Below are 22075 nucleotides of genomic sequence, written 5' to 3'. Positions count from 1 at the left end.
CGTCGGGCAGCAGGGTCGGCAATCCATTGCGTCCGCAACCGATCCGGAGAACCGACCGCCATGCATTCGAATCCTTTCCGCCTGCGCAGCGCGCGCCTGCTCGCCGCGCTGACTCTCGCCACGACGACCGTTGCCGTGCATGCCGCCGACTGGATCGTGTCCGGCAACGACGGCAAGTACCAGCGCGTCGAGGGCCGCGACACCTATCTGCCTTCTCCGCCCGCCGACACGCTGACGCTGCTCGACGCCAGCACGTTCCCGCCGAAGGTCGCGGTGCAGGTCGACGTCGAGAACGGCATCCAGGGGCCGCCGCAGGCCGTCGCGATCACGCCCGATGCGAAGCTCGCGCTGGTCGGCGCGCCGACGCGCTACGACACGGCCGCGAAGCAACTCGTGTTCGACACGTTCCTGCAGGTCGTGAATCTCGACACCGCGCCGCCCGCGATCACGCGCATCGAGCTCGGCACGCATCCGCAAGGGATCGCGATCGATCGCTCGGGCCGGCTCGCGCTCGTCGCCAATGTCGACGGCAGCGTGTCGATCCTGCGCATCGACGGCGCGCGGGTGACGCTCGACGGCAACCTGAAAATCGGCAAGAAGCGGCTGGCCGGGATCAGCTTCACGCACGACGGCAAGCATGCGCTCGTGTCGCTGCGCGACGAGCAGGGCATCGCGGTACTGAACGTCGACGACGGCAAGGTGACCGACAGCGGCACGCGGTTGAGCACGGGCGTCGCGCCTTACACGATCGACGTGTCGAGCGACAACCGCTGGGCCGTCGTCAGCAACGTCGGGCTCGCCGGACTGCCGGGCTATACCGGCACGCTCGCGGGCGACGCCGATTCGGTCGCGCTGATCGACGTGTCGCGCGTGCCGTTCCGCACGGTCCAGTATCTGACGGTGCCGTCGCTGCCGGAAGGCGTCGCGATTTCGCCGAACGGGAAGTGGATCGCCGTGCAGGCAATGGACGGCTCGAACCTGACGGCCGACAACCCGGGCCGCCACAAGCTCGGCAAGGTGCTGCTGTTCGAGATCCGCGACGGGCAGGCCGTGAAGGTGAACGAGGTGCCGGGCGGCGAAGCCGCGCAGGGCATCGTGTTTACCGCCGACAGCCGGCACGTGATCGTGCAGTTCAACGTCGAACGGCAGCTTGCGTTGTATGCGGTCGAGGGCGGCAAGCTGCGCGACACGGGCAAGCGGATCGCGCTGACGGGCGGGCCGTCTTCGTTGAGGACGTTGCCGCGCTGACGGGCTTTGTTCACGGCTCGTGGCGACGGAGCGTATGCGGGCCGTTCGGCCGTGAGGGGCACGCGCCCCTTCAACGGATGAAGGCGCGGGCGAACCGGCGGCGTGTACACGAGGATGCGTGCGAAAAGAAGCGCGCGGTACGGCCGCACCGGGCCGCACGACCGCCGTTACGGACGCAGCAGATCGAACCCGCCGAAAACCACGACACCGCTGAGCGCGATCATCGCGACGGAGTGCTGGCCGAAGTAGAGAATCGCGGCGGCGAGCCACGTCGTGATGCAGAAGGCGCCGATGCGGGCCATCGTGTGTTCCTCGAATGCGTGATGAAGTGAATGCGTGCCGCACGGCGTTCGCCGCTCGGGCGGTGAGCGGGGCACGCATGCAGGCGGACGGAAAAGGCGACTCGGGAAGCCGCGAGGGCGTCGTCGGCATACGTTGCATGCCGTGCCTCGACAGTCCGGAGCCGGGGCCGGCGGCATCGCGCGATCGGGCCTGAAGGAGGCGTCCGACGTGCGCATCCCGCCGGCGAAGCGGCGATTTTACCAGCGCCGCCATGCCGCCAATCTGGCCCTTTCGCGATCACTGTCGGTCATCGTGCGGCAATTCACCCGACCCCGATATTCAAGTTTCGTGTGATGAATGCCGTAAATGAACTGGAAGGCGATTTCCGCCCCCGTCACTTCGTTTACCGACACACGAACCGACACGATGCAGATCGATTTCTCCACGACCGCGCGATCGCCGCTCGCGGACAGCGGCGTGACCGCGAACCCGCCCGCCGCGACGTCATCCACCAGCGGCGCGGCGGATGCCGTGAGCACGACCGGCGCCACCAGCACGAAGGATTCCCCCGGCGCCACCGGCGCAGCGGGCGCTGCGGCCGCATCGCCGGAAGACCCGGCGGTCGCCCAGTTGAAGGCGCTGATCGAGCGGCTGCAGAAGCAGCTCGCGACCCTGGAGCGGCAGATGGCCACCGCGGCCCAGCGCGCGAAGGACGACCCGGCCGCAGCCATCGAGCAGCAGTCGCTGAGCGCGGAAGCCGGCGCGATTTCGGCCGCGCTTGCCACGGCGATCTCGCAACTCGCCGCGGCGCTCGAGAAATCCGGCGGCTCGCAGTCGGGCGGGCTGGTGTCGACGCAGGCCTGAGCGGCCACGGCGGCGTCGGCCGCACGCATTACAATCGCACGCTCGTCTCCCTCTCAAGGACGGCTGAACGATGAATGCGGAACTCGACGACGACGAACTCCTTCGCTTCGACGCGCACGGCGGCACGCCGCTGCCGGCAGCCGACGCCGAAGGATGGCTCGACCATGACGGCGCGCGCATCTGGCACGCGTCGTTCGGCCAGGGGCCGGCGGTCGTGCTGCTGCACGGCGGCCTGGGCCACGGCGGCAACTGGGGCAACCAGGTGCCGGCGCTGCGCGCGGCCGGCTACCGCGCGATCGTGATCGACAGCCGCGGGCACGGCCGCAGCACGCGCGACGATCGCCCCTATTCGTACGAACGCATGGCATCGGACGTGCTGGCCGTCCTCGACACGCTGCACGTCGACCGTGCACGCTTCGTCGGCTGGAGCGACGGCGCATGCATCGCGCTCGTGCTGGCCGCCCGCGCACCGGAACGCGCGGCCGGCGTGTTCTTCTTCGCCTGCAACATGGACCCGGGCGGCACGAAGGAGATGGCGCCGAGCCCGCTGATCGACCGCTGTTTCGCGCGGCACCGCAAGGACTATGCGCGACTGTCCGCGACACCGGAGCAGTTCGACGCGTTCGTCGCGGCCGTCAGCGAAATGATGCGCACGCAACCGAATTACACCGCGCGGGATCTCGCGGCGATCGCCGTGCCGGTTGCGATCGTGCAGGGCGAGCACGACGAATTCATCCGGCCCGAGCATGCGGCGTACCTCGCGCGGACGATCCCGGGCGCGACGCTGACGATGCTGCCCGGCGTGAGCCATTTCGCGCCGCTGCAGCGGCCCGCGCGGTTCAACGCGGCGATGCTGGCGTTTCTCGACCGGCTGCCGGAATGATCCACGGGCAGGGCGCGCGGCCCGCGGGTGAGCGGGCGCGTGCGGCGGACCGCGTTCAGACCATCGCGTTGTCGGCGCCGGGAATCTCGTGCGCCTTGATCTGCTTGCGCTGCAGCTTGTAGCGCAGCTTCCCGAGCATGCCGTCCTCGTGGCTGACACGCGTGATGGTGCGCACGTACTCGTCGTCCGGCGCGATGGCCTGCGCCCCCATGATCCAGCGCACGCTGTCGCGATAGTCGTACAGCGACTTGTCGTTGACGTCGGCAAGGAAGAACGACAGCGCGGCCATTGCGGCCGGATGGCCGCCTTCGGCATGCCGGCGCAGTTCGTCGACGTAGCGATGGCGCGACGGATAGTCGTCGATGTCGCCGATGAACATCAGCATGCACTCGAGGCCGTCGGTATGCCCCATCTCGTGCGCCTTGCGCGCGGCCTCGACGGCTTCGACCTGCATGCGCGCGCGTTCGGCCCGGTCCGTGCTGGTCTGTCCGATGTGATGGTACGTGTAGCCGAGCCGATACGCGGCCATGTTGCCGCCGGCTTCCATCGACTCGCGGAAGTAGTGGGCGGCGCGGTACGGGTCGGCCTCGACATGCGTGCCGTCCTTGTAGAAGCACCCGAGCAGGTAGTCGCACGAATCGCCGCCCGCCTCGTAGCCGAGCCGGCAGATGGCGAGCGCATCGGCGGGGCGCCGGTTTTCATACTCGAGGGCGGTGGCGATCTGGTTCCAGGCGAGCGAGCCCGGCTCGTTCACGCGTGCCGCTTCGAGCCATGCGTCTCCGAGCGCGTCGTCCTGGGCGAAACCGAACGTGCCGGTACGATGTCCGTAGCCGCGCAGGATCATCGCCGCCGTGCACGCGCGTGCGTCCGATGCGCGTTCGATCGCGCGGGTCAGCCAGGCGCCATCCGGATCGAGGGCGAGTGCGAGCCGCAAACCCATCGCCATCGCGCGGTTGTCGTCGATCGGCTCGTTGCGTTCGGCTTCCTGCAGCCGCGCGTAGGCCTGTTCATACTCGTTGCGCTTGAAATGGCTGTAGGCGAGCCAATGCAGCGTTTCCCAACGGTGATACGGATGCAGCGCGGCGTGCGCACGCACGAGCGTTGCGGTCATCGCGTGGCGCGCATCGTCGTCGTCGTCATCCGCATCGAGCGTGCTGCCGGCGTAGTCGTCGCGCCAGATCTCGTGCAGCAGCCGGTCCTTCTCGACCGCATCGAGGTGCGCGCACGCGTCGGACGCGACGAACGCGCGGATGTGATCGTGCGAGCCGCCCCAGCGCGGCTGCATGTACCAGATGAACGTGCGCATCGGGAAGAACAGCTTCGGGTGGATGTGCAGCGTCGCTTCCATCCAGTACCACTTTTCCTTGCGCAGCTTCCTGCCCTGGACCGGGCCGGGCAGCGCGTCCGGAAATTCCGGCGGGCAGGCGACCGGCACGTCGGGGTTCAGCCCCGAACGCGCGAACATGTGCTGCAGCTCGGCGCGCGTGGCTTCGTCGTCGGCGCCGGCGTTCAGGCGCAGTTCGGTGACGGGCCAGCGACGCTCGCGCACGAGCTGCGCGAGCCACTCGGGTTCGCCGAACGACGACACGCTCGTGAAGATCACCATCGGCGCGCTCCACAACGTCGGCGCGAGCGCCAGCGCGCGCAGCGCCGCGACGAGCGTCAGCGTCGCGCACGCATGCGCGCCGATCCAGCCGGCTTCGGTCACCGTCTCGGCCCAGCCGCTGCCGCGGTACTCGTAGGCCCAGTGGTGCCAGTAATGCGCTTCGCACAGCCACGCGTGCGCGGAACGCGGGTTCGCGGCCTGCCATGCGCGCAGGCGCGCGAGTCCGTCGGCGCCGGCATCGATGCACGGCTGCACGTCGGCCGGCAGCGCGTCGACGTACCGCCCCTCGGCGGTGCGATCGGCGAAGCTGGCGGCGAGCGCGGCATCGAGTTGCGCGTCGAGTGCGGCATAGTCGCCGGCGCGCAGCAGCGCGTCGACATCGCAGACGAACCAGCGGGATGTCGCGGGCGGAATCAGGTCGGCGGAGGCGGAGGACATGTCGGTATCGGCGGTCATGACGAAACGGGTTGGGGGTCGAAGATGCGGTAGCGCTTCCACGGCAGCGAAAGCCAGTTTCCGGACGGATTGCGCAGGTACTCGCGCACTTCCTGCGTGGCGCGCGACGACGCGGGGCCGTCCTGGCCGCTGCCGCGCAGCCACTGCTGGCGCGCCCGCGCATACGCGAGCCCGAAGTCTTCCCAGCTGTCGAAGCTGTCCTGCGCGCGCTGCGCATTGAGCAGCAGCACGACCCACGCGTGCTGTTCGGACGTCCAGCCGAGCAGCGCGATGCAACGGACGAGAAACGCGGTGCGCGCGCAATCGAATGCGAGTGCGTCGCGCACGCGCCCGATCGCGGCGAGCTGTTCGTAGAAGCCGTCGTGCGAGCGGCCGACGCCGCGAATCCAGCCCGCGAGGATCGACGGCACGCGCTGCACGATCTGCCACTCGGGCAGGTCGGCCGGCAGGTCGAGTTCGCGCCGTACCTGGCGCGCGAGCTGTTCGCGCTGCGAATCGGGCAGCGCATGGACGAGGTCGTCGCAATCGCAGCGCAGCCCGTTGCGAATCAGCAGGATGTCGGCCAGCGCGAGCGCCCAGCGGCGGCGGTTCGGCGGCGCCTGCTCGGCCTGCGCCTGCGCGAGCCTGACGGCCATGGTTTGCCGCACCGGCACCGTGCTGTCGGCGCTCGCGGCCTGGTCGGCGTCGACTTCGCGCACCATCCGTGCGGCGACCCGCAACGAGCGCCACACGTACCACACGAGCCCCAGCACGGCCACGCCAAGCAGCAGTCTCAGCATGACGCGCTCCCGTCCGTCGGCGCAGGCAACGCGAACGCCGCGCACAGCGCGGGATCGATCGCGATGCCTTCGATCTCGAATGCGGTCGCCGCCGGCGGTGCGTCGGGCGCGCGCGCGCTCGGCAGCGCATCGGCCGGCAACGCATGGCGCGCGGCCGCCGCGACGGCGGGATCGATCTGCCGCAACTGGCCGAGCGCATAGGGCGCATTGCGCAGCAGCAGCCATTGCAGCACGGCCGGCGGTTGCTCGAAATGCTCGATCAGGTGGAAGTTCTCGCTCATCACGCTCAGCAGATGGTCGGACGAGCGCACATCGGTGACGAAGGTCCACGCGCCGGTGGCCGCGCCCGGCGCATCCGGTTCGAAGACGAGGCCCATGCCCTCGCAATCGGGATGACGCTCGCCGCGCGGCGCGAGCGCACGCAGGAACTGGCGAACGTCGTCCGCATAGCGGCGCACCGGATGGCGATTCTGCTTGCCCTTGATCTGGTCGATGCGCAGGCCGTCGCCGCTCGCCTGCAGGCTGATCGTCACGTGCGGCTGGTTGCCCGCGCCGCGCAGCGTGAAGAGGCGCAGCCGGCCGTCTCGCGCGGCTTGCGCGTACTGCTCGCCGTAGCCGCCGCGCAGCCGGCGGCGATCCGCGAACTGGCCGAGACAGTGCTGCATGTAGTACGACTCGTACGCGAGCTCCTCGCGCAGCGCCGCATGATCGCCGACGAATTCGAACACGATCCCGTTCGGCGTGCGCAGCACTTCGCGCAGCGCGAGGCCGCTGCTCGGCACCCAGCCCTTGTCGCGGCGCGCCTGCATCCGCTGGTGCTCGCGTTCCCACATGTCGAGCGCCATCGCGCAGGTGATGCGTTGCAGTTTCTGCGCGAGCCGCGTGCCGGCGCGCGAGCGCAGGAATTCGACGAGCACGCGCTCGCGGTCGATCAGCAGCATGTGCTCGGGATCGATGAAGTAGAGCGCCGCCGGCTCGGCGGCGGGCGGCGGCGCATCGGGCGTCGGGCCGGATGCCGCGGATGCCGATTGCGCGCGGAACCGGCGCACGAGCCACTCGGGCGCCGGCCGGTCGGCGCCGGCAAGCGCGCGGTAATCGGCCAGCGAAGCGAGCGGCTGCGCCTGCTCGAACGCCCCGACGACCCAGCGGAAGAAATGGTTGCCGAGCCACGCGCGGATCTCGGCCGGATCGCCGCGCTCGGCGCTGCGGCGCGCGATGGCCGCCTTGATGTCGGGCGCATTGACGACATCGCGCGGCCGATAGGCCGACGCGGCCACGGTTTCGGTCACGGGCTCACTCTCCGGTCGGGCAGGGCGTGCGCGGGCAGTGCGCGCGGGGCCCTGGCGGTTCTTCTGGCTCAACGACGAAACGGCGAACGTGCGCGCGGAAATTCGGCGGCGTCGCGTATTTCGGTTCAGGTCGGTCGGTGCGTGAAAATCACGCGACCACGCGGGAGCGGGCGATCGGGAAAGGGCGATACATTGTTTCTCTCAGGATGGGTTTTATTTTTTGCTTCCGCGAGTCTACTTCGATCCATGCGGATGAATCAATCGCGCCGCTGGCCGGCGCCGGCGGATCTGACAAGAGTTATCTCTTTTTCGTCGATTTTCGATACCGCGCCAATCGACCGCCGGATTCGATGCTGTCGAAACCGACAGGTTTTCCTGAAAACCGGGCATGCGGCCCGGAGGCGATCGTGGTCCGTCCGGCATTCTCCACGTCTCATAAGTTTTTCTTTCGGCTCGCGCAACATATCGTCGATTGTTGGCGGCCGGGCGGTAGCGGATAGTCCTGCTTCGACAGGCCGGCCGACGCGCGCTGCGCGCGGCGCGGCCGGATCTGTTGTCCATGCAACCATCAGAAATGGAAAGGAACCGCACCCATGCGATTCAACGCGACACGCTTCGCGGCGATCCTGTTCGTCGCCGCATGCGCGACCGCCACGGCCGGTCGCGCGGCCGCCGTCACGCAGGACGCGCTCCACGACACCGTCACGCGCCAGATCGCACCGCTGATGAAGCAGTACGCGATCCCCGGCATGGCGATCGGCATCGTCGCCGACGGCAAGCCGTACGTGTTCGACTACGGCGTGATGTCGACGCAAACCGGCAAGCCGGTGACCGGCGACACGCTGTTCGAGATCGGCTCGGTCAGCAAGACGCTGACCGCGACGCTCGCCGCGGACGCGCAAGAGGGCGGCGAACTGTCGCTCGCGGACCCCGTGGCCCACTATCTGCCCGAGCTGCAGGGCAAGCCGTTCGGCGTCGTGACGCTGCTCCAGCTCGGCACGCACACGCCCGGCGGGACGCCGCTGCAGGTGCCGGACAGCATCCGCGACGACGCGGGCCTGATCCGCTATCTCGACGCGTGGCGGCCCGAGTATGCGCCGGGCACGCACCGCAAGTATTCGAACGTCGCGATCGGCATGCTCGGCTGGCTGACCGCGAAGGCGACGCACAAGGATTTCGCGACGCTGATGGCGCAGCGGCTCTTTTCCGCGCTCGGGATGACGCACACGTACATCGACGTGCCCGCCGCGCGCATGGCCGATTATGCGCAGGGCTATACGAAGGACGGCAAGCCGGTGCGGATGACGGAAGGCATGCTGTGGCAGCCGGCGTATGGCGTGCGGACCACGGCGGCCGACCTGCTGCGCTTCGTGCAGGCGAACCTGGGGATGATCCAGACGGCGCCGCGCCTGCAGCGCGCGATCGAACGCACGCACACCGGCTATTTCCGCGCGGGGCCGCTGACGCAGGATCTGATCTGGGAACAGTATCCGTATCCGGTCGCATTGCCCACGCTGCTCGCGGGCAACGCGCCGAAGATGCTGTTCGATGCGGTGCCGGCCCGCGCGATCCAGCCGCCGCTCGCGCCGAACCCCGCGACCTGGATCAACAAGACGGGGTCGACCGGCGGCTTCAGCACGTACGTCGCGTTCGTTCCCGCGAAGCGGATCGGGATCGTGATGCTCGCGAACGGCAACGTGCCGATCGAGGATCGCGTGAAGGCCGCGTACCGGATTCTCGGATCGCTCGGCGACGGCCGGTGACGGCGCCGCGCTCGTGCCGGGGAGCCGGCGTCGCGTGGTCGCTGGCTCCCCGGCACGAGATCACGGCTGACGGCCGCACGCTGGTCGAAGCAGGATGCGTCCGACACGGCCGATCATCCCGCCGCGCGCAAAGCTGTTTTAGTGATTCACGCCTTCCGCCGCTGGCGCCGGCCGCCGATACTGCGACGCACGACTTTTTGCGAGACGGTGCCGCATGACCCGTCTCGCCGCCGGAGCAACGGATGAAAGGGGCCGTGATCTGCAACGGCATGATCTACGGCGACGGCCTCGGGCTGCGTCGCGAGAAACGCGCGTCGACCTGCGCGTGTTCGCGGGTCGGGCCGCCCGCTTCATACCCGCCTATTCGGACAATATTCGCAGCGAATTATTGAATCGAAATCAACTGTGATTCGCGTGTGCGCCCGCTTATCAAACGGGCCCGGCGGCACTATCGTGACGGTTCCTGACACCGCTGACGATTGCCGACCATGAAGACGACCCTCGACGAGATGCTCGCGTTCGTGACCATCGCCGATACCGGTTCGTTGACGGGGGCGGCCGACAAACTGCACCAGCCGACCTCGGTGATGAGCCGGATCCTGCGACGCCTCGAGGAAAAGCTCGACACCACGCTGATCCGCCGCACGACGCGCCGCCTTGAAGTGACCCAGGAGGGCACGCTTTTCCTCGACTACGCGCGCGACATCATCGCATCGGTCGAATTCGCCGAGGAACAGATCGCGAGCCAGCGCGAGACGCCGGCCGGGCGGCTGCGGATCAATGCGGCGATGCCGTTCATGCAACATGTGATCGCGCCGATGATGCCCGGCTTTCGCGACGCGTATCCGGCGATCGAGGCGGAACTTCATACGAGCGACGAAATCATCGACCTGCTCGAACAGCGCGCCGACGTCGCGATCCGGATCGGCGAGCTGCGCGATTCGACGCTGCACGCCCGCAAGCTCGGCAGCAGCCGACTGCGCATTCTGGCGAGCCCCGCCTATCTGGAGAAAGCCGGCGTACCGACGAGCGTTGCCGATCTCGCGAACCATACGCTGCTCGGTTTCGTGCAGCCGGAAACGCTGAACCACTGGCCGCTGCGTACCGCGGACGGCGACGTGTACCGCATTCATCCGGCGCTGCAGGCGTCGAGCGGCGAGACGCTGCTGACGCTCGCGCTCAATGGCGCGGGCATCGTATGCCTCGCCGACTATATGACGGGCACGTATCGCCGCGATGGCAGCCTCGTCGAACTGCTCGTCGACGACACGGTCGAGTTTCGCCAGCCGATTCATGCGGTGTTCTATCGCAATGCGACGCTGTCGTCGCGCGTCGTCAGTTTTCTCGACTATGTGAGCGCGCAGTTGAAGGAAGGCGGCGACATCGATTGAGTCGATGCCGCACGCGCGGGTTCGCGCCATGTAACAGGGGCGACGGGTTCGAATGACATCGAACCCGTCGCCCTTTGCGCATCGGTCGATCCTGGCCCACGCGCTTACTGCCCCAGCGCGCTCATCAGCCTGACCCGGCTCAGCGTTTCCTCGGTGCGTGCCTGCGCGAGCGAATCCTCGGCCGCGAGCAGCGCACGCTGCACTTCCAGCGTGTCGATGAACGCCGATTCGCCGCTGCGCCAAGACCGGTTGATCTGCGTGTACGCGCTGCGCGCATTCAACACCGCGCGCTCGAGGCGCTCGGTTCGGCCGTGATTTCGGGCGACCGCGGCCACCGATGTCTCGACGTCGGCGACGGCTGTCAGCACCGCCGTGCGATAGGCGGCGAGCGCCTGGTCGGCCTGCGCGCGACGCAGCGCGACGACGCTGCGCCGCCGTCCGCCGTCGAACAGCGGTGCACTCGCGCCGGCGCCGGCCATCCACGCGAGGGAACGCGCGAGCGACGCGCCCGAGAAACCGTCGATCGCCGCGCCGATCACGCCGATCAGTTGCAGGTGCGGCTTCAGGTCGGCCTCGGCCACGCCGATGCGGGCATAGGCCGCGACGACGCGTGCCTCGGCCGCGCGCACGTCGGGCCGCCGGCGCAGCAGATCGGCCGGCGTGCCGATGCCCGGTGCGGCGGCGGTCCACACCGGCTCGGACACGGGCGGGTCGAGCCGCGCATAGACGTCCTGCGGCGTCGACGCGGTAATGATCGACAGCCGATGGATCGCGGCCTGCCGCTGCAATTGCAGCGCGGGCAGTTCGGCCAGCGTCGTTTCCGTTTGCGCGGCGGCACGGTCGACGTCGGCGACCGGCACGACGCCCGCGTCGAACAGGCGCCGTGTCGATTCCTCGGTGCTGCGCTGGCTCAACCCGTTGGCCTCGACCAGCGCGAGCCGCTGTTCGAGGCCGCGCACCGTCACATAGGTGCGCACGGTTTCGTCGATCGTCGCGATCCGCACGGCCGCCGCATCGTTTTGCGCCGACGCAATATCCGCGTCGGCCGCCGACACCCCCTGGCGGATGCGGCCGAAGATGTCGATTTCCCACGCGAGGCTCGCATTCAGGTCGAATGCGTTGCCGATCGTCGGCGTGTCGGTCAGGAACGCCTGCGAGGCGGACAACCGCCGGCGGCTGGCGCCGCCATTCAGATCGACGGACGGCAACCCTTGCGACGCCGCGCCGATGCGCACCGCGCGGGCCGCGTCGATGCGCGCGACGGCCGCCTGCAGATCGAGGTTGTTCGCGAGTGCCGTGTCGATCAGCCGGTCGAGGATCGGATCGTGGAAGCCGCGCCACCACGCAGCGGTGTCGGCGGCCGGGCCGCCGGCCGCGAGATCCGCGTTCGCATAGGTCGCGGCCAGCGGTGGCGGCGCGACGGTGGCGACCGGCGTGCTCGTGCACGCGGTCAGGACGGCCGCAGCGGACAGCGCGGCCACGAGTCGAACGAACTTCATCAGTTGCTCCGAGAAACCCCATCCTTCAGGACGGGGAGGAAAGGGGTGCTGTTGACAGGCAGCTTCTTCCACGGGTTAGGATCACTGGCATGATCCTTGTCTACCGCTACCGGGTGAAATCGCTCAACGGACTGCTCAACAAGCAGAGCCGTGTGGTGAACTACGTCTGGAACTTCTGCAATGACACGCAGAAGCACGCGCTCAAGTGGGGCAAGAAGTGGCCGACGGGTTTCGACCTGAACGTGCTGACGACCGGTAGCAGCAAGGAACTCGACATCCACTCCGGCACGATCAACGCGACGTGCGAGCAATATGCGAAGTCGCGCAGTCAGCACCGTCGGCCCTACCTGCGCTATCGCGGCAGGAAATCGCTGGGCTGGGTGCCGCTGAAGGGGCGTGACCTGAAGCGCGAGGGTGACGCGTTCCGTTTCGCCGGCAACACGTTTCGCGTGTTTAACAGCCGACCGCTTCCCGAAGGCAAGATCAAGGACGGGAGCAACTTCGCGCAGGACGCGCGTGGCAACTGGTTTCTCAACATCGTGATCGAGATGCCCGATGTTCAGGCTCGCCCGATCCGTTCCGGCGTCGGCATCGATCTCGGCCTGAAAGACTTCGCCACACTTTCGACCGGCGAAAAGCTGCCCAATGACCAATTCGGTCGATGAGCGGCGGAAAAGCTGGCGAAAGCGCAACGGGCACGAAAGCACAAGCGGCATATCGCGAAGCTGCACGCCAAGATCGCGAATGCCCGAGCCGACTTCCAGCATAAGCTCGCGCTCGATCTGGTGCGGCGCTTCGATTACATCGCGGTCGGCAACGTGTCGGCCGCGAAGCTCGCCAGAACCAGGATGGCGAAAAGCGTCTACGACGCATCCTGGTCGTCCTTCCGGAACAAGCTCCGTTACAAGGCGATCGCGCACGGGGCCACGTTCGAGGAAGTCGACGAAAGCGGTTCTACCCAGTCCTGTTCGGCGTGCGGGTCGAAAGACAGCACGACGCGGCCGAAAGGTATCGCGGGACTGCGAGTAAGAGAATGGGCCTGCAGTGACTGTGGTGTTGTGCATGATCGAGATACCAACGCTGCGTTGAACATTCTCCGATGCGGACGTGCATCGCCAGATGTGGGAATCCTTTCCCTTTAGGGAGGGAGGACGTCAATGCACTCCCTCCGTCGCGACGGCCGCGACAGCGGTCTGGCGCATCGCGAGCCGGCGAACCATCACATAGAACACCGGCGTGAACAGCAGCCCGAAAAACGTCACGCCGATCATCCCGAAGAACACTGCCGCGCCGACCGCCTGGCGCATCTCCGCGCCCGCGCCTTCGGAGATCACGAGCGGCAGCACGCCGAGGATGAACGCGAGCGACGTCATCACGATCGGGCGCAGCCGCTGCACGCACGCGTCGACGACGGCCTCGACGAGTTCGGCGCCGTCGGCCTCGAGCTGCCTTGCGACCTCGACGATCAGGATCGCGTTCTTCGCGGCGAGCCCGACCAGCACAATGAAGCCGATCTGCGTGAGGATGTTCACGTCCTGGCCGAGCGCGCGCACGCCGAGAGAGGCGGCGAGCAGGCACATCGGCACGATCAGCAGGATCGATACCGGCAGGCTCCAGCTGCCGTACTGCGCGGCGAGCACCAGATAGACGAGCAGCACGCACAGCGGGAACACGAGCAGCCCCGTGTTGCCGGCCGTGGTCTGCTGATACGACAGATCGGTCCACTCGAACGAGATGCCGGGCGGCAGTACCTGTTTCGCGAGCGTTTCCATCGTCGCGATCGCGAAGCCCGAGCCGAGGCCCGGTGCGGTATCGCCGTTGATTTCGGTGGCCGGATACAGGTTGTAGCGCGGCGCGCGATCGACGCCGAGCATGTCGTCGATGCGCGTCACGCTGCCGATCGGCACCATCTCGCCGTCGCGATTGCGCACCTTCAGCCGTGCGAGATCCGACGCGTCGACGCGGAACGGCAGGTCCGCCTGCGCGGTCACGCGATAGGTGCGACCGACGATGTTGAAGTCGTTGATATAGGTCGAACCGAAATACGTCTCGACCGCGTCGTTGATCGCCTGGCTCGGCACGCCGAGCATCTCGGCCTTCTCGCGGTCGAGTTCGACGTGCACCTGCGGGCTCGTCGCGGAGTAGGGCGTGTAGACGCCGACCATGCCGGGCGTGCGGTTGGCGGCCGCGACGAGATCCTGCGTCGCCTTCGCGAGCGCGGCGGTGCCGAGGCCGTTGCGGTCTTCGAGCCGCATCGCGAAGCCCCCCGTGCTGCCGAGGCCCTGCACCGGCGGCGGCATCGCGACGACGATCGACGCTTCGGTGATGGTCGCGAGCCGCTTGCGCATCTCGGCGGCGATCGTGTCGATCGTCAGGCCGCGTGCCTTGCGTTCCGGCCAGGGCTGGAACACCGGGAACAGGCCGGCGCTGTTCGCCGAGTTCGTGCCGGTCGCCGCGTTGACGCCGGAGAATACCGGCACGCGCGCGACACCGGGCACCGACAGCGCGATGTCCTCGATCTTGCGCGCGACCGCGCTCGTGCGTTCGAGCGTCGCGCCGTCGGGCATCCGCACGAGCACGACGAGGTAGCCGCGATCCTGCGCGGGAATGAAGCCCTTCGGGCTCGACACGAGCAGGTAGCCGGTCGCGGCGATCAGCGCCACGTACAGTGCAGCCATCGCGGGAATGATCCGGACGATTTTCCGGACCAGCCGGCCATAGGCATCGGACAGGCGCTGGAACAGGCGGTTGAACGCGGTCGAGAAGCGCCGCGCGACGCGCATCGCCGGCGCGAACGGCGCGGCCATGCGCGATGTCGGCGCGGGGGCGTCGTGGTCGCCGGCGTGCGCTTTCAGCATCATCGCGGACAGCGCGGGCGCGAGCGTCACCGACGTGAAGAACGAGATCGCGGTCGACACGGCGATCGTCACGCCGAACTGTCGGAAGAACTGGCCCGAGATGCCGGGAATGAACGAGGTCGGCACGAACACCGCGCACAACACGAGCGTGATCGCGAACAGCGCGCCGCCGACTTCCTTCATCGTCAGCAGCGTCGCGTCGCGTGGCCCGGCGCCGGCCGACAGGTGCCGCTCGACGTTCTCGACCACGACGATCGCGTTGTCGACGACGATTCCGACCGCGAGCACGAGGCCGAACAACGTCAGGTTGTTGATCGAATAGCCGAGCACGGCCATCGCCGCGAACGTGCCGACGAGCGACACCGGAATCGACAGGATCGGAATGATCGACGGCCGCCAGCCTTGCAGGAACAGCAGTACGACGAACACGACGAGCACGACGGCTTCGTAGATCGTCTTGACGAGTTCGTGGATGCTGTCGCCGATGAACGCGGTCGGGTTGTAGCCGATGTTGTAGACGATGCCCTTCGGGAAGTCCGTGGACAGTTGGGCCATCTTCTTCTCGACCGCGTCCATCGTCGCGACGGCGTTCGCGCCGGGTTGCTGCAGTACCTGCAGCGCGATCGTCGGATGGCGCAGCATGTAGCTGTCGGTCGCATACGCGAGTGCGCCGACCTCGACGCGCGCCACGTCCTTCAGCCGGACGAGCCTGCCGTCCGTGCCCTGCTTGACGACGATGTCGCTGAAATCCTCCGGGCGCTTGAGCCGCCCTTCGAAGATCAGGTTCGGCTGGAACGCCTGGTTCGCGATCGGCGCCTGCGCGACCACGCCGCCCGCGAGCTGCGTGTTCTGCGAACGCACCGCGGCGATCAGGTCGGCCGGGCTCAGGCCGAACGACGCGACGCGCTCGGGGTCGAGCCAGATGCGCATCGAGTATTCGCGCGCGCCGAGCGCGTTGATGTCGCCGACGCCTTCGATCCGCTTGAGCACGTCCGCGACGTTGCGGATCGCGTAGTTCGATACGTACAGCGGATCGTAGCGCTGGTCGGGCGAGTACAGGAAGATCGTACCGAGCTGCGTCGGCGACGACTTGCGTACCGACACGCCGCTGCGCTGCACGGGCTCGGGCAGGCGCGGCGTCGCGAGCGCGACGCGGTTCTGCACGAGCACCTGCGCCTTGTCGACGTCGGTGCCGGGCTTGAACGTCACGGTGATGTTCAGGCTGCCGTCCGACGTCGCCTGACTGTACATGTACAGCATGTCTTCCACGCCGTTCACTTCCAGTTCGATCGGCGTCGACACCGTTTGCGAGACCGTTTCCGCGGAGGCGCCCGGGTAGGTCGCCTGGATCACGACGGTCGGCGGCGCGATGTCCGGATACTCGGACACCGCGAGCGAGAAATAGGCCAGCGCGCCGACGATCGTCAGCACGATCGACAGGACGATCGCGAGCACCGGCTGCTGGACGGACAGGCGGCCGAGGTTCATTGCGCGCTCCCGGTCGTGCCGCTCGCCGCGTGGGCCACCATGGCCGCGTCGATCGCGCGCGGCACGGCCTTGACCTTGTCGCCGGCCTGCACGCGCTGGAAGCCGTCGACGATCACGCGATCGCCCGCGTTCAGCCCCGCGTCGATTTCGCGCAGGTTGCCGTACAGGCGGCCGGGCGTCACCGGGCGGATCGCGACGGCGCCGTTCGCGTCGACGAAGTACAGCACGCGGCGCGTCGCATCGGTCGCGACGGCCGTATCCGGCACGAGCAGCGCGTGGTGCGCGACACGGCTCGACAGATACACGCGGCCGAACTGGCCGGGGCTCAGGCGCCGGTCCGGATTCGCGACGCGCGCGCGCTGGCGCAGCGTGCCGGTCGAGTCGTCCAGGCGGTTGTCGACGAAATCCATCGTCCCCGTCAGCGACGGCTGCGCGTCGCCCGGCAGCGCGATCGCGACCTGCCGCGACGACGCGTTGCCGCCGCTTTTGCGCGCTTCGCGCGTATAGCGCAGGTAGCTTTCCTCGTCGACGTCGAAGTAGATGTCGATCGGGTCCTGCGACACGATCGTCGTCAGCACGGTCGCGTCGCTGTCGCCGCCTTTCACGAGATTGCCCTCGCTCACGCGTTTGCGGCTGATGCGGCCGGACATCGGCGCGACGATGCGCGTGAACGACAGGTCGAGCCGCGCGCGTTCGAGTGCGCCTTGCGCGCTCGTCACTTCGGCCTGCGCGCTTTGCACGGCCTGTCTGCGCTGGTCGTAGAGGCTCTGCGCGATCGTATCGGTCTTGATCAGGACGCTCGCGCGCTCGAAATCCTGCCGGCTCAGTTTCAGTTGCGACTGCGCGCGCTCGAGCGCACCCTGCGCGGCCGTGACGGCCGCCTGGTACGGGCGCGGGTCGATGACGAACAGCAGGTCGCCCTTGCGGACGACCGCGCCGTCCTGGAACGCGACCTTGTCGAGATAGCCGCTCACGCGCGGGCGCACGTCGACGGTGTCGACCGCTTCGAAGCGGCCGGTGTAGACGTCGACGTCGTGGACGTCGCGCACGACGGGCGCGCTGACGATTACGCTCGGCGTCGCGGGCGGCGCCTTGTCGTCCGACTGGCAGCCGGACAGCGCGAACAGCGCGGCCAGCGGAACGGCGGCCAGCACGGCCGGTCGCGCGATGCGCTTCAATCCTGGATATCGGTTCATATGCGTGCGAAATGTCGAGTGGGGCGCGTGGCGCCGGACGGTGCGAAGTATCGTGCGCGGCGCGCGGCGGATAAACCGATGAAGCGGCATAAGAACTTGTACTGCGCAGTCACGAATCGCGGCCCACAGCGGCGACGCGCGAGCCGGTTTCGCGGAGCAGGACGAGGGAACGGAAATGCAGCGACGACGCGCGGCCCGAATGCCTGTTCAGGCGATTCGGGCCGGCCATGCGGAGGGGACGGACGAGCGGGTGCGCGTATCGAAAGGCGTGCTCTCGTGCGCGCCGACGTGACTCAATGACCGCGATAGATCGAGTCGCGGCCGTTGATCATCATCGCGCGGCCGGATTCGCCGGTGGTGCGGGGTTCGCTGCCGTAACCGGTCTTGTCCGCGGTCGGGGCGGCGTGCGGCGTTGCCTGCGCGACGGCGTTCTCGCGCACGCGCTTTTCGGCGGCAAGGATGGCGGCCGGATACTGGTTGTGATCCAGCGCCGGGGTGTAGCCGACGGCCGCGAGGCGGGCCATCTCGGCCTTCACTTCGGCACGGGTCAACTGATGGTCGGCCGATTGCGCGAACGACAGCGCCGGTGCGGAAAGGATCAGGGCGGCGAGGGTGGAGGAAACGAGCATTTTCATCATGGGTACCTGTGTGGTTGAGTCAGCCGCAACCAACGTCGACCACGTCGATGTCGTTGCGAGTGCACCCAATATAGGTATCGCGGCGGCCGGGAAAAATGGCCGTCCCGCCAAATCATTTTTGATCCCGAGTCATGAATCGAGCGTGAATTCGGTCGGTAGCCTTGCCTGTCGGGCCGTTCGCCCGAACAGCGCGCCAGAGCCGAGGATCGAAACGGGCCGCAAATCGCCCAGTCAGACCTCGCGGGACTCAACTGTGTCGAATTCCGTCTTGGACAGACTTAACCCGTGTGCCTAGACTGAACTCGCTTTCCATCCTTCCCTGGAGAAATCATGAGTCTCAAAGACAAGCTGCCCGGCAACAAGATCCTCGGTTTCGGTACCGCCCCGCTCGGCAACATGTTCCGCAACATCCCCGACGCGGAAGCCGCGGCCACCGTCGAAGCCGCGTGGCAACACGGCATCCGATATTTCGATTCGGCCCCGTTCTACGGCGCCGGCCTCGCGGAAATCCGCCTCGGCGACGCGCTGGCGAACCATCCGCGTGACGAATACGTGCTGAGCACGAAGGTCGGCCGCGTGATCCTCGACGAAATCGAAGACGTGTCGGCGCGCGATCTCGGCGAAAAGGGCGGCCTGTTCGAACACGGCCGGCCGAACCGCATCGTCAACGACTACTCGGCCGACGCGACGCTGCGCTCGATCGAGGACAGCCTGAAGCGCCTGCGCACCGACCGCCTCGATATCGTGTGGGTGCACGACATCGCGCAGGACTTCTACGGCGACGAATGGCTCGCGCAATTCGAAGTGGCGCGCAAGGGCGCGTTCCGCGTGCTGGGCAAGCTGCGCGAAGAAGGCGTGATCAACGCATGGGGCCTCGGCGTGAACCGCGTCGAACCGATCGAGCTGGTGCTCGACCTTGCCGAACCGCAACCGGACGGCATGCTGCTGGCCGGCCGCTATACGCTGCTCGATCACGAGCGCGCGCTGCAACGCGTGATGCCGGCGGCAGCCGCGCGGAACGTCGGGATCGTCGTCGGCGGCCCGTACAGCTCGGGCGTGCTCGCGGGCGGCACGCACTTCGAATATCAGAAGGCTTCGCCGGACATCCTCGCGAAGGTCGACCGGATCAAGGCGATCGCCGCGCGTTACGACGTGCCGATCAAGGCTGCCGCGCTGCAGTTCTCGATGTCGCATCCGGCCACCGTCGCGGTGATTCCGGGCGCGAGCCGTCCGGAGCGGATCGCGGAAGACCAGGCGGCGCTGAACGTGGCGATTCCGGCCGACTTCTGGCGCGAGATGCGCGAACAAGGTCTGATCGCGGCCAATGCGCCGCTGCCGACCGATCGTTGATCCTGGCAGGTGACGACATGGCACAGGCAGATGCAGGTATCGAGGTCGCGGCTTCGGCCGACACGGTCTGGCAACTGATCGGCGGCTTCGGGTCGTTGCCCGACTGGCTGCCGTACATTCCGGCCAGCGAACTGAGCGAAGGCGGGCGCGTGCGGCGTCTCGCGAATCCGGCGGGCGACGCGATCGTCGAGCGGCTGGTCGCGTTCGACGAAGCGGAGCGCAGCTATACGTACGCGATCCTCGAAGCACCGTTCCCGGTCGTGAACTATCGCTCCACGCTGCGCGTGCGCGAGCACGGCCCGAACGCGTCGACAGTCGAGTGGTCGGGCATGTTCATGCCGCACGGCGCGACCGACGAGGAAGCCGTCCGGCTGTTTCGCGGGATCTACGAAGACGGCCTCGCGGAGCTGGCGAAGCGTTTTGCGCCGGCTTGATGGCGGCGGCACGCGGCATCGTGTGAGCAGGAGCCTGGCGAAATCAGGCTCCGTCAGCGCCTTCGTTACGGGCCTCGGCCTGCTGCGAAGGCGTTGGCGCATGCGTGGTGCGCGCGATGCGCGGGAAAGATCGGGGCGCGAAGCAATCGACGCTCCGCGCTTTCAGCGATTCAATTTCCGACTGCCGCGACGACCTCCTCGCCGGTGAGGATCTCGCGGAAGATGCCGACCAGCGGCCGCAGGTTGACCTTGTGCCATGCGGCCCACAGCGGCGTGCGGTAGCTGAACCACGGCAGCTCGCGCAGCACGACGCCTTCCGGCACCTGGTGACGCAGGCTCTGCTGGATCATCGTCACGCCGAGCCCCGCGGCCACGAGGCCCAGCGCGGCGAGCGGCTCGGTTGCCTCCACCGAAATGTCCGGCGAGAAGCCGGCCTTCGCGCAGGCCGCGACGAACGCGCCGTGACGCGGCGCGCTGTCCTGCTGCGTGACGCCGATCCACGCCTGCGCGGCGAGATCGTCGGCGACGAGCGTCTTTTTCTTCGCGAGCGGATGCCCGTCGGGCATCGCGAGCAGCATCGGATCGTCCAGCACCTTCGTCGATTCGAGTTCGGGATCGTCCGGCGCGGGCGGCTCGGTGACGAGCGCGATGTCGAGGCTGCGCTCGCGCAAGCCTTCGAGCTGCGCGGCCGATTGATAGTTATACAAAGCGATGTGAACGGACGGGCGCCCGGCGCGCAGCGTTTTCAGCGCGCGCGGCAGCACGCCCGAGTGCGTGGCCGTTTCGAGGTAGCCGATGCAGAGGCCGCCTTCGTCGCCGCGACCGAGCCGGCGCGCGAGCGATTCGAGCCGGTTCGCGTGGCGCAGGAACGCGTGCGCTTCGCTGAGGAACGTGCGCCCGTCGCGCGTCAGGCGAATGCGCTGCTGGCTGCGTTCGAACAGCGTGAGGCCGAGCTTTTCCTCGAGCTGCGCGATCTGGCGGCTGAGCGGCGATTGCGAAATATGCAGGCGCTCGGCGGCGCGGCCGACGTGTTCCTCTTCCGCGACCGCGATGAAGTACTGAAGCTGGCGGATGTCGAGCATGTCAGACCTTATGGGACTCAAGATTGAAGAATTATGTCCCGAAAGGACTTGTTCGTGCAACGGGGAGCCCGCTCGACGCGGCGCGGCCCTGCCGAGCGCCGCATGGCGCAGCGCTCGCATGAGCCGCTCGGGCGAAGCGGAGCCGCCCCCGTATTTGCCGTCAGTTCCCGTACATGTCGAAGTCGAAGTATTTCGACTGGATCTTGTTGTACGTGCCGTCGCTGCGAATCTGCGCGATGGCGCGATTGAGTGCGTCGCGCAGGTCGGTGTCGGCCTTGCGTACGCCGGCCGCGTCGCCGTTGCCCATGACCTTCGCGTCGTACACCACGCCGCCGGCGAACGAGAAGCCCTTGCCGCGCGGCGTCGACAGGAACCCGAGCTGGCCTTGCACGGCATCCATCAGCACGCCGTCGACGCGCCCGGTGACGAGATCCGCATACGCCTGGTCGTAGCTCGGGTACGGCACGACCTCGACCTTCGCGGCCGCCCACTTCTCGCGCGCATAGGTTTCCTGGATCGTGCCCTGTTCGACCGCGACGCGCTTGCCGGCGAGCTTCGCCGCGTCCGGCAGCAGCCCGGATCCGGTGCGCGCGATCAATCGCGTCTGGTTGCGGTACAGGCGATCGGTGAAGTCGATCTGCTGGCGCCGCTGTTCGGTCGCGGCCATCGACGACAGGATCACGTCGAACTTGCGCGCCTGCAGCCCCGGAATCAGCCCGTCGAAACTGCTCGATACCCACACGCATTTCGCATTCAGCTTCGCGCACAGCGCGTTGCCGAGATCGATGTCGAAACCCTTCACGCTGCCGTCGGTCGCCGTCGACTCGAACGGCGGGTAGGTCGGATCGACGCCGATGCGGATGGTCGTCCATTCCTTCGCCGACGCCAGCGACGCGAAGGCCATCGCGGCGGCGGAAAGGAGAATCGTGATGCGCGTCTTCATGGTCAGGCTCCGTTCGTGTGGGGAAG

The 22075-nt window shown here is 67.8% G+C and carries 19 protein-coding genes and 1 pseudogene; 9 read left to right on the top strand and 11 right to left on the bottom strand.

Annotated features, from left to right (window positions below):
• Nucleotides 1–60: 60 nt before the first annotated feature.
• Entirely contained in the window at nt 61–1248 is a 1188-nt protein-coding gene (locus tag CFB81_RS34125) for a YncE family protein (RefSeq protein ID WP_089438069.1), read from the top strand.
• A gap of 167 nt (nt 1249–1415) precedes the next feature.
• Here the strand turns inward: CFB81_RS34125 and CFB81_RS36755 are convergent, their stop codons facing one another.
• Both CFB81_RS36755 and CFB81_RS36365 read right to left on the bottom strand, forming a co-directional pair.
• Nucleotides 1416–1550 (bottom strand): hypothetical protein, encoded by a 135-nt coding sequence (locus CFB81_RS36755; protein WP_006405345.1) that lies wholly within the window; start codon nt 1548–1550, stop codon nt 1416–1418.
• A gap of 237 nt (nt 1551–1787) precedes the next feature.
• Nucleotides 1788–2069 (bottom strand): hypothetical protein, encoded by a 282-nt coding sequence (locus tag CFB81_RS36365; protein ID WP_179236119.1) that lies wholly within the window; start codon nt 2067–2069, stop codon nt 1788–1790.
• On the opposite strand from CFB81_RS36365, the gene CFB81_RS34115 reads away from it, so the two are divergent.
• Together CFB81_RS34115 and CFB81_RS34110 are read left to right on the top strand one after the other, a co-directional pair.
• Complete coding sequence (locus CFB81_RS34115) at nt 1957–2394, top strand: hypothetical protein (protein WP_089438190.1); 438 nt, start codon at nt 1957–1959, stop codon at nt 2392–2394. The two genes, CFB81_RS36365 and CFB81_RS34115, sit on opposite strands and share 113 nt — an antisense overlap.
• Before the next feature lie 70 nt (nt 2395–2464).
• Nucleotides 2465–3277 (top strand): alpha/beta fold hydrolase, encoded by an 813-nt coding sequence (locus tag CFB81_RS34110; RefSeq protein WP_089438068.1) that lies wholly within the window; start codon nt 2465–2467, stop codon nt 3275–3277.
• Nucleotides 3278–3332: 55 nt separating this feature from the next.
• On the opposite strand, the gene CFB81_RS34105 is transcribed toward CFB81_RS34110, so the two are convergent.
• Genes CFB81_RS34105 through CFB81_RS34095 form a run of 3 tightly spaced genes read right to left on the bottom strand, consistent with a single transcriptional unit; the run spans nt 3333 to nt 7407 of the window.
• Nucleotides 3333–5321: a DUF4034 domain-containing protein gene (locus CFB81_RS34105; RefSeq protein WP_249190430.1), complete on the bottom strand. Its 1989-nt coding sequence runs from the start codon at nt 5319–5321 to the stop codon at nt 3333–3335.
• A 14-nt stretch (nt 5322–5335) separates the two neighbouring features.
• Nucleotides 5336–6118: a DUF1266 domain-containing protein gene (locus CFB81_RS34100; RefSeq protein ID WP_069619788.1), complete on the bottom strand. Its 783-nt coding sequence runs from the start codon at nt 6116–6118 to the stop codon at nt 5336–5338.
• Nucleotides 6112–7407: a hypothetical protein gene (locus CFB81_RS34095; protein WP_089438066.1), complete on the bottom strand. Its 1296-nt coding sequence runs from the start codon at nt 7405–7407 to the stop codon at nt 6112–6114. The genes CFB81_RS34100 and CFB81_RS34095 overlap by 7 nt, the downstream gene beginning before the upstream one ends.
• A 137-nt stretch (nt 7408–7544) precedes the next feature.
• On the opposite strand from CFB81_RS34095, the gene CFB81_RS36360 reads away from it, so the two are divergent.
• From CFB81_RS36360 to CFB81_RS34085, 3 genes are all read left to right on the top strand, one after another.
• Nucleotides 7545–7907 (top strand): hypothetical protein, encoded by a 363-nt coding sequence (locus CFB81_RS36360; protein WP_179235004.1) that lies wholly within the window; start codon nt 7545–7547, stop codon nt 7905–7907.
• 93 nt (nt 7908–8000) lie between these two features.
• Nucleotides 8001–9170 (top strand): class C beta-lactamase, encoded by a 1170-nt coding sequence (gene ampC / locus CFB81_RS34090; protein WP_069619790.1) that lies wholly within the window; start codon nt 8001–8003, stop codon nt 9168–9170.
• Nucleotides 9171–9658: 488 nt separating this feature from the next.
• The gene (locus tag CFB81_RS34085; RefSeq protein ID WP_069619791.1) at nt 9659–10561 is read left to right on the top strand and encodes a LysR substrate-binding domain-containing protein; all 903 of its coding nucleotides are present in this window, start codon (nt 9659–9661) and stop codon (nt 10559–10561) included.
• Between the two features lie 104 nt (nt 10562–10665).
• Here the strand turns inward: CFB81_RS34085 and CFB81_RS34080 are convergent, their stop codons facing one another.
• Nucleotides 10666–12060, bottom strand: a complete 1395-nt coding sequence (locus CFB81_RS34080; RefSeq protein ID WP_089438065.1) for an efflux transporter outer membrane subunit — start codon at nt 12058–12060, stop codon at nt 10666–10668.
• Nucleotides 12061–12149: 89 nt separating this feature from the next.
• Between CFB81_RS34080 and CFB81_RS34075 the strand changes: the two are divergent.
• Nucleotides 12150–13202, top strand: a pseudogene (locus CFB81_RS34075) (RNA-guided endonuclease InsQ/TnpB family protein).
• Between the two features lie 12 nt (nt 13203–13214).
• On the opposite strand, the gene CFB81_RS34070 reads toward CFB81_RS34075, so the two are convergent.
• The 3 genes from CFB81_RS34070 to CFB81_RS34060 all read right to left on the bottom strand — a co-directional run bounded on the left by CFB81_RS34070 (nt 13215) and on the right by CFB81_RS34060 (nt 18240).
• Nucleotides 13215–16406 (bottom strand): efflux RND transporter permease subunit, encoded by a 3192-nt coding sequence (locus tag CFB81_RS34070; protein ID WP_089438064.1) that lies wholly within the window; start codon nt 16404–16406, stop codon nt 13215–13217.
• The gene (locus CFB81_RS34065) at nt 16403–17584 is read right to left on the bottom strand and encodes an efflux RND transporter periplasmic adaptor subunit (protein WP_256976424.1); all 1182 of its coding nucleotides are present in this window, start codon (nt 17582–17584) and stop codon (nt 16403–16405) included. Before CFB81_RS34065 ends, CFB81_RS34070 begins: the two co-directional genes overlap by 4 nt.
• Before the next feature lie 311 nt (nt 17585–17895).
• Nucleotides 17896–18240 (bottom strand): DUF4148 domain-containing protein, encoded by a 345-nt coding sequence (locus tag CFB81_RS34060; protein WP_179236143.1) that lies wholly within the window; start codon nt 18238–18240, stop codon nt 17896–17898.
• Between the two features lie 330 nt (nt 18241–18570).
• Between CFB81_RS34060 and CFB81_RS34055 the strand changes: the two genes are divergently transcribed.
• The gene (locus CFB81_RS34055; RefSeq protein WP_089438062.1) at nt 18571–19590 is read left to right on the top strand and encodes an aldo/keto reductase; all 1020 of its coding nucleotides are present in this window, start codon (nt 18571–18573) and stop codon (nt 19588–19590) included.
• 17 nt (nt 19591–19607) lie between these two features.
• A complete protein-coding gene (locus CFB81_RS34050; protein WP_089438061.1) occupies nt 19608–20024 on the top strand; it encodes an SRPBCC family protein in 417 nt (138 codons plus the stop codon).
• Nucleotides 20025–20194: 170 nt separating this feature from the next.
• On the opposite strand, the gene CFB81_RS34045 is transcribed toward CFB81_RS34050, so the two are convergent.
• A complete protein-coding gene (locus CFB81_RS34045) occupies nt 20195–21106 on the bottom strand; it encodes a LysR family transcriptional regulator (RefSeq protein ID WP_089438060.1) in 912 nt (303 codons plus the stop codon).
• 160 nt (nt 21107–21266) lie between these two features.
• On the bottom strand, nt 21267–22049 hold the full coding sequence (locus CFB81_RS34040; protein ID WP_089438059.1) for an ABC transporter substrate-binding protein: 783 nt from the start codon (nt 22047–22049) through the stop codon (nt 21267–21269).
• Nucleotides 22050–22075 lie beyond the last annotated feature (26 nt).

It is taken from the genome of Burkholderia sp. AU28863 (assembly GCF_002223195.1).
Classification (GTDB): domain Bacteria; phylum Pseudomonadota; class Gammaproteobacteria; order Burkholderiales; family Burkholderiaceae; genus Burkholderia; species Burkholderia sola.
This window is presented reverse-complemented; position numbering and strand designations above follow the sequence as displayed.

Coding starts and splice junctions, on each gene's coding strand:
- CFB81_RS34060 (WP_179236143.1), bottom strand. CDS start 18,240: ATGATGAAAATGCTCGTTTCCTCCACCCTCGCCGCCCTGATCCTTTCC.
- CFB81_RS34050 (WP_089438061.1), top strand. CDS start 19,608: ATGGCACAGGCAGATGCAGGTATCGAGGTCGCGGCTTCGGCCGACACG.
- CFB81_RS36755 (WP_006405345.1), bottom strand. CDS start 1,550: ATGGCCCGCATCGGCGCCTTCTGCATCACGACGTGGCTCGCCGCCGCG.
- CFB81_RS34070 (WP_089438064.1), bottom strand. CDS start 16,406: ATGAACCTCGGCCGCCTGTCCGTCCAGCAGCCGGTGCTCGCGATCGTC.
- CFB81_RS34045 (WP_089438060.1), bottom strand. CDS start 21,106: ATGCTCGACATCCGCCAGCTTCAGTACTTCATCGCGGTCGCGGAAGAG.
- CFB81_RS34055 (WP_089438062.1), top strand. CDS start 18,571: ATGAGTCTCAAAGACAAGCTGCCCGGCAACAAGATCCTCGGTTTCGGT.
- CFB81_RS34105 (WP_249190430.1), bottom strand. CDS start 5,321: ATGTCCTCCGCCTCCGCCGACCTGATTCCGCCCGCGACATCCCGCTGG.
- CFB81_RS34125 (WP_089438069.1), top strand. CDS start 61: ATGCATTCGAATCCTTTCCGCCTGCGCAGCGCGCGCCTGCTCGCCGCG.
- CFB81_RS34085 (WP_069619791.1), top strand. CDS start 9,659: ATGAAGACGACCCTCGACGAGATGCTCGCGTTCGTGACCATCGCCGAT.
- CFB81_RS34110 (WP_089438068.1), top strand. CDS start 2,465: ATGAATGCGGAACTCGACGACGACGAACTCCTTCGCTTCGACGCGCAC.
- CFB81_RS34115 (WP_089438190.1), top strand. CDS start 1,957: ATGCAGATCGATTTCTCCACGACCGCGCGATCGCCGCTCGCGGACAGC.
- CFB81_RS34040 (WP_089438059.1), bottom strand. CDS start 22,049: ATGAAGACGCGCATCACGATTCTCCTTTCCGCCGCCGCGATGGCCTTC.
- CFB81_RS34100 (WP_069619788.1), bottom strand. CDS start 6,118: ATGCTGAGACTGCTGCTTGGCGTGGCCGTGCTGGGGCTCGTGTGGTAC.
- CFB81_RS34080 (WP_089438065.1), bottom strand. CDS start 12,060: ATGAAGTTCGTTCGACTCGTGGCCGCGCTGTCCGCTGCGGCCGTCCTG.
- ampC (WP_069619790.1), top strand. CDS start 8,001: ATGCGATTCAACGCGACACGCTTCGCGGCGATCCTGTTCGTCGCCGCA.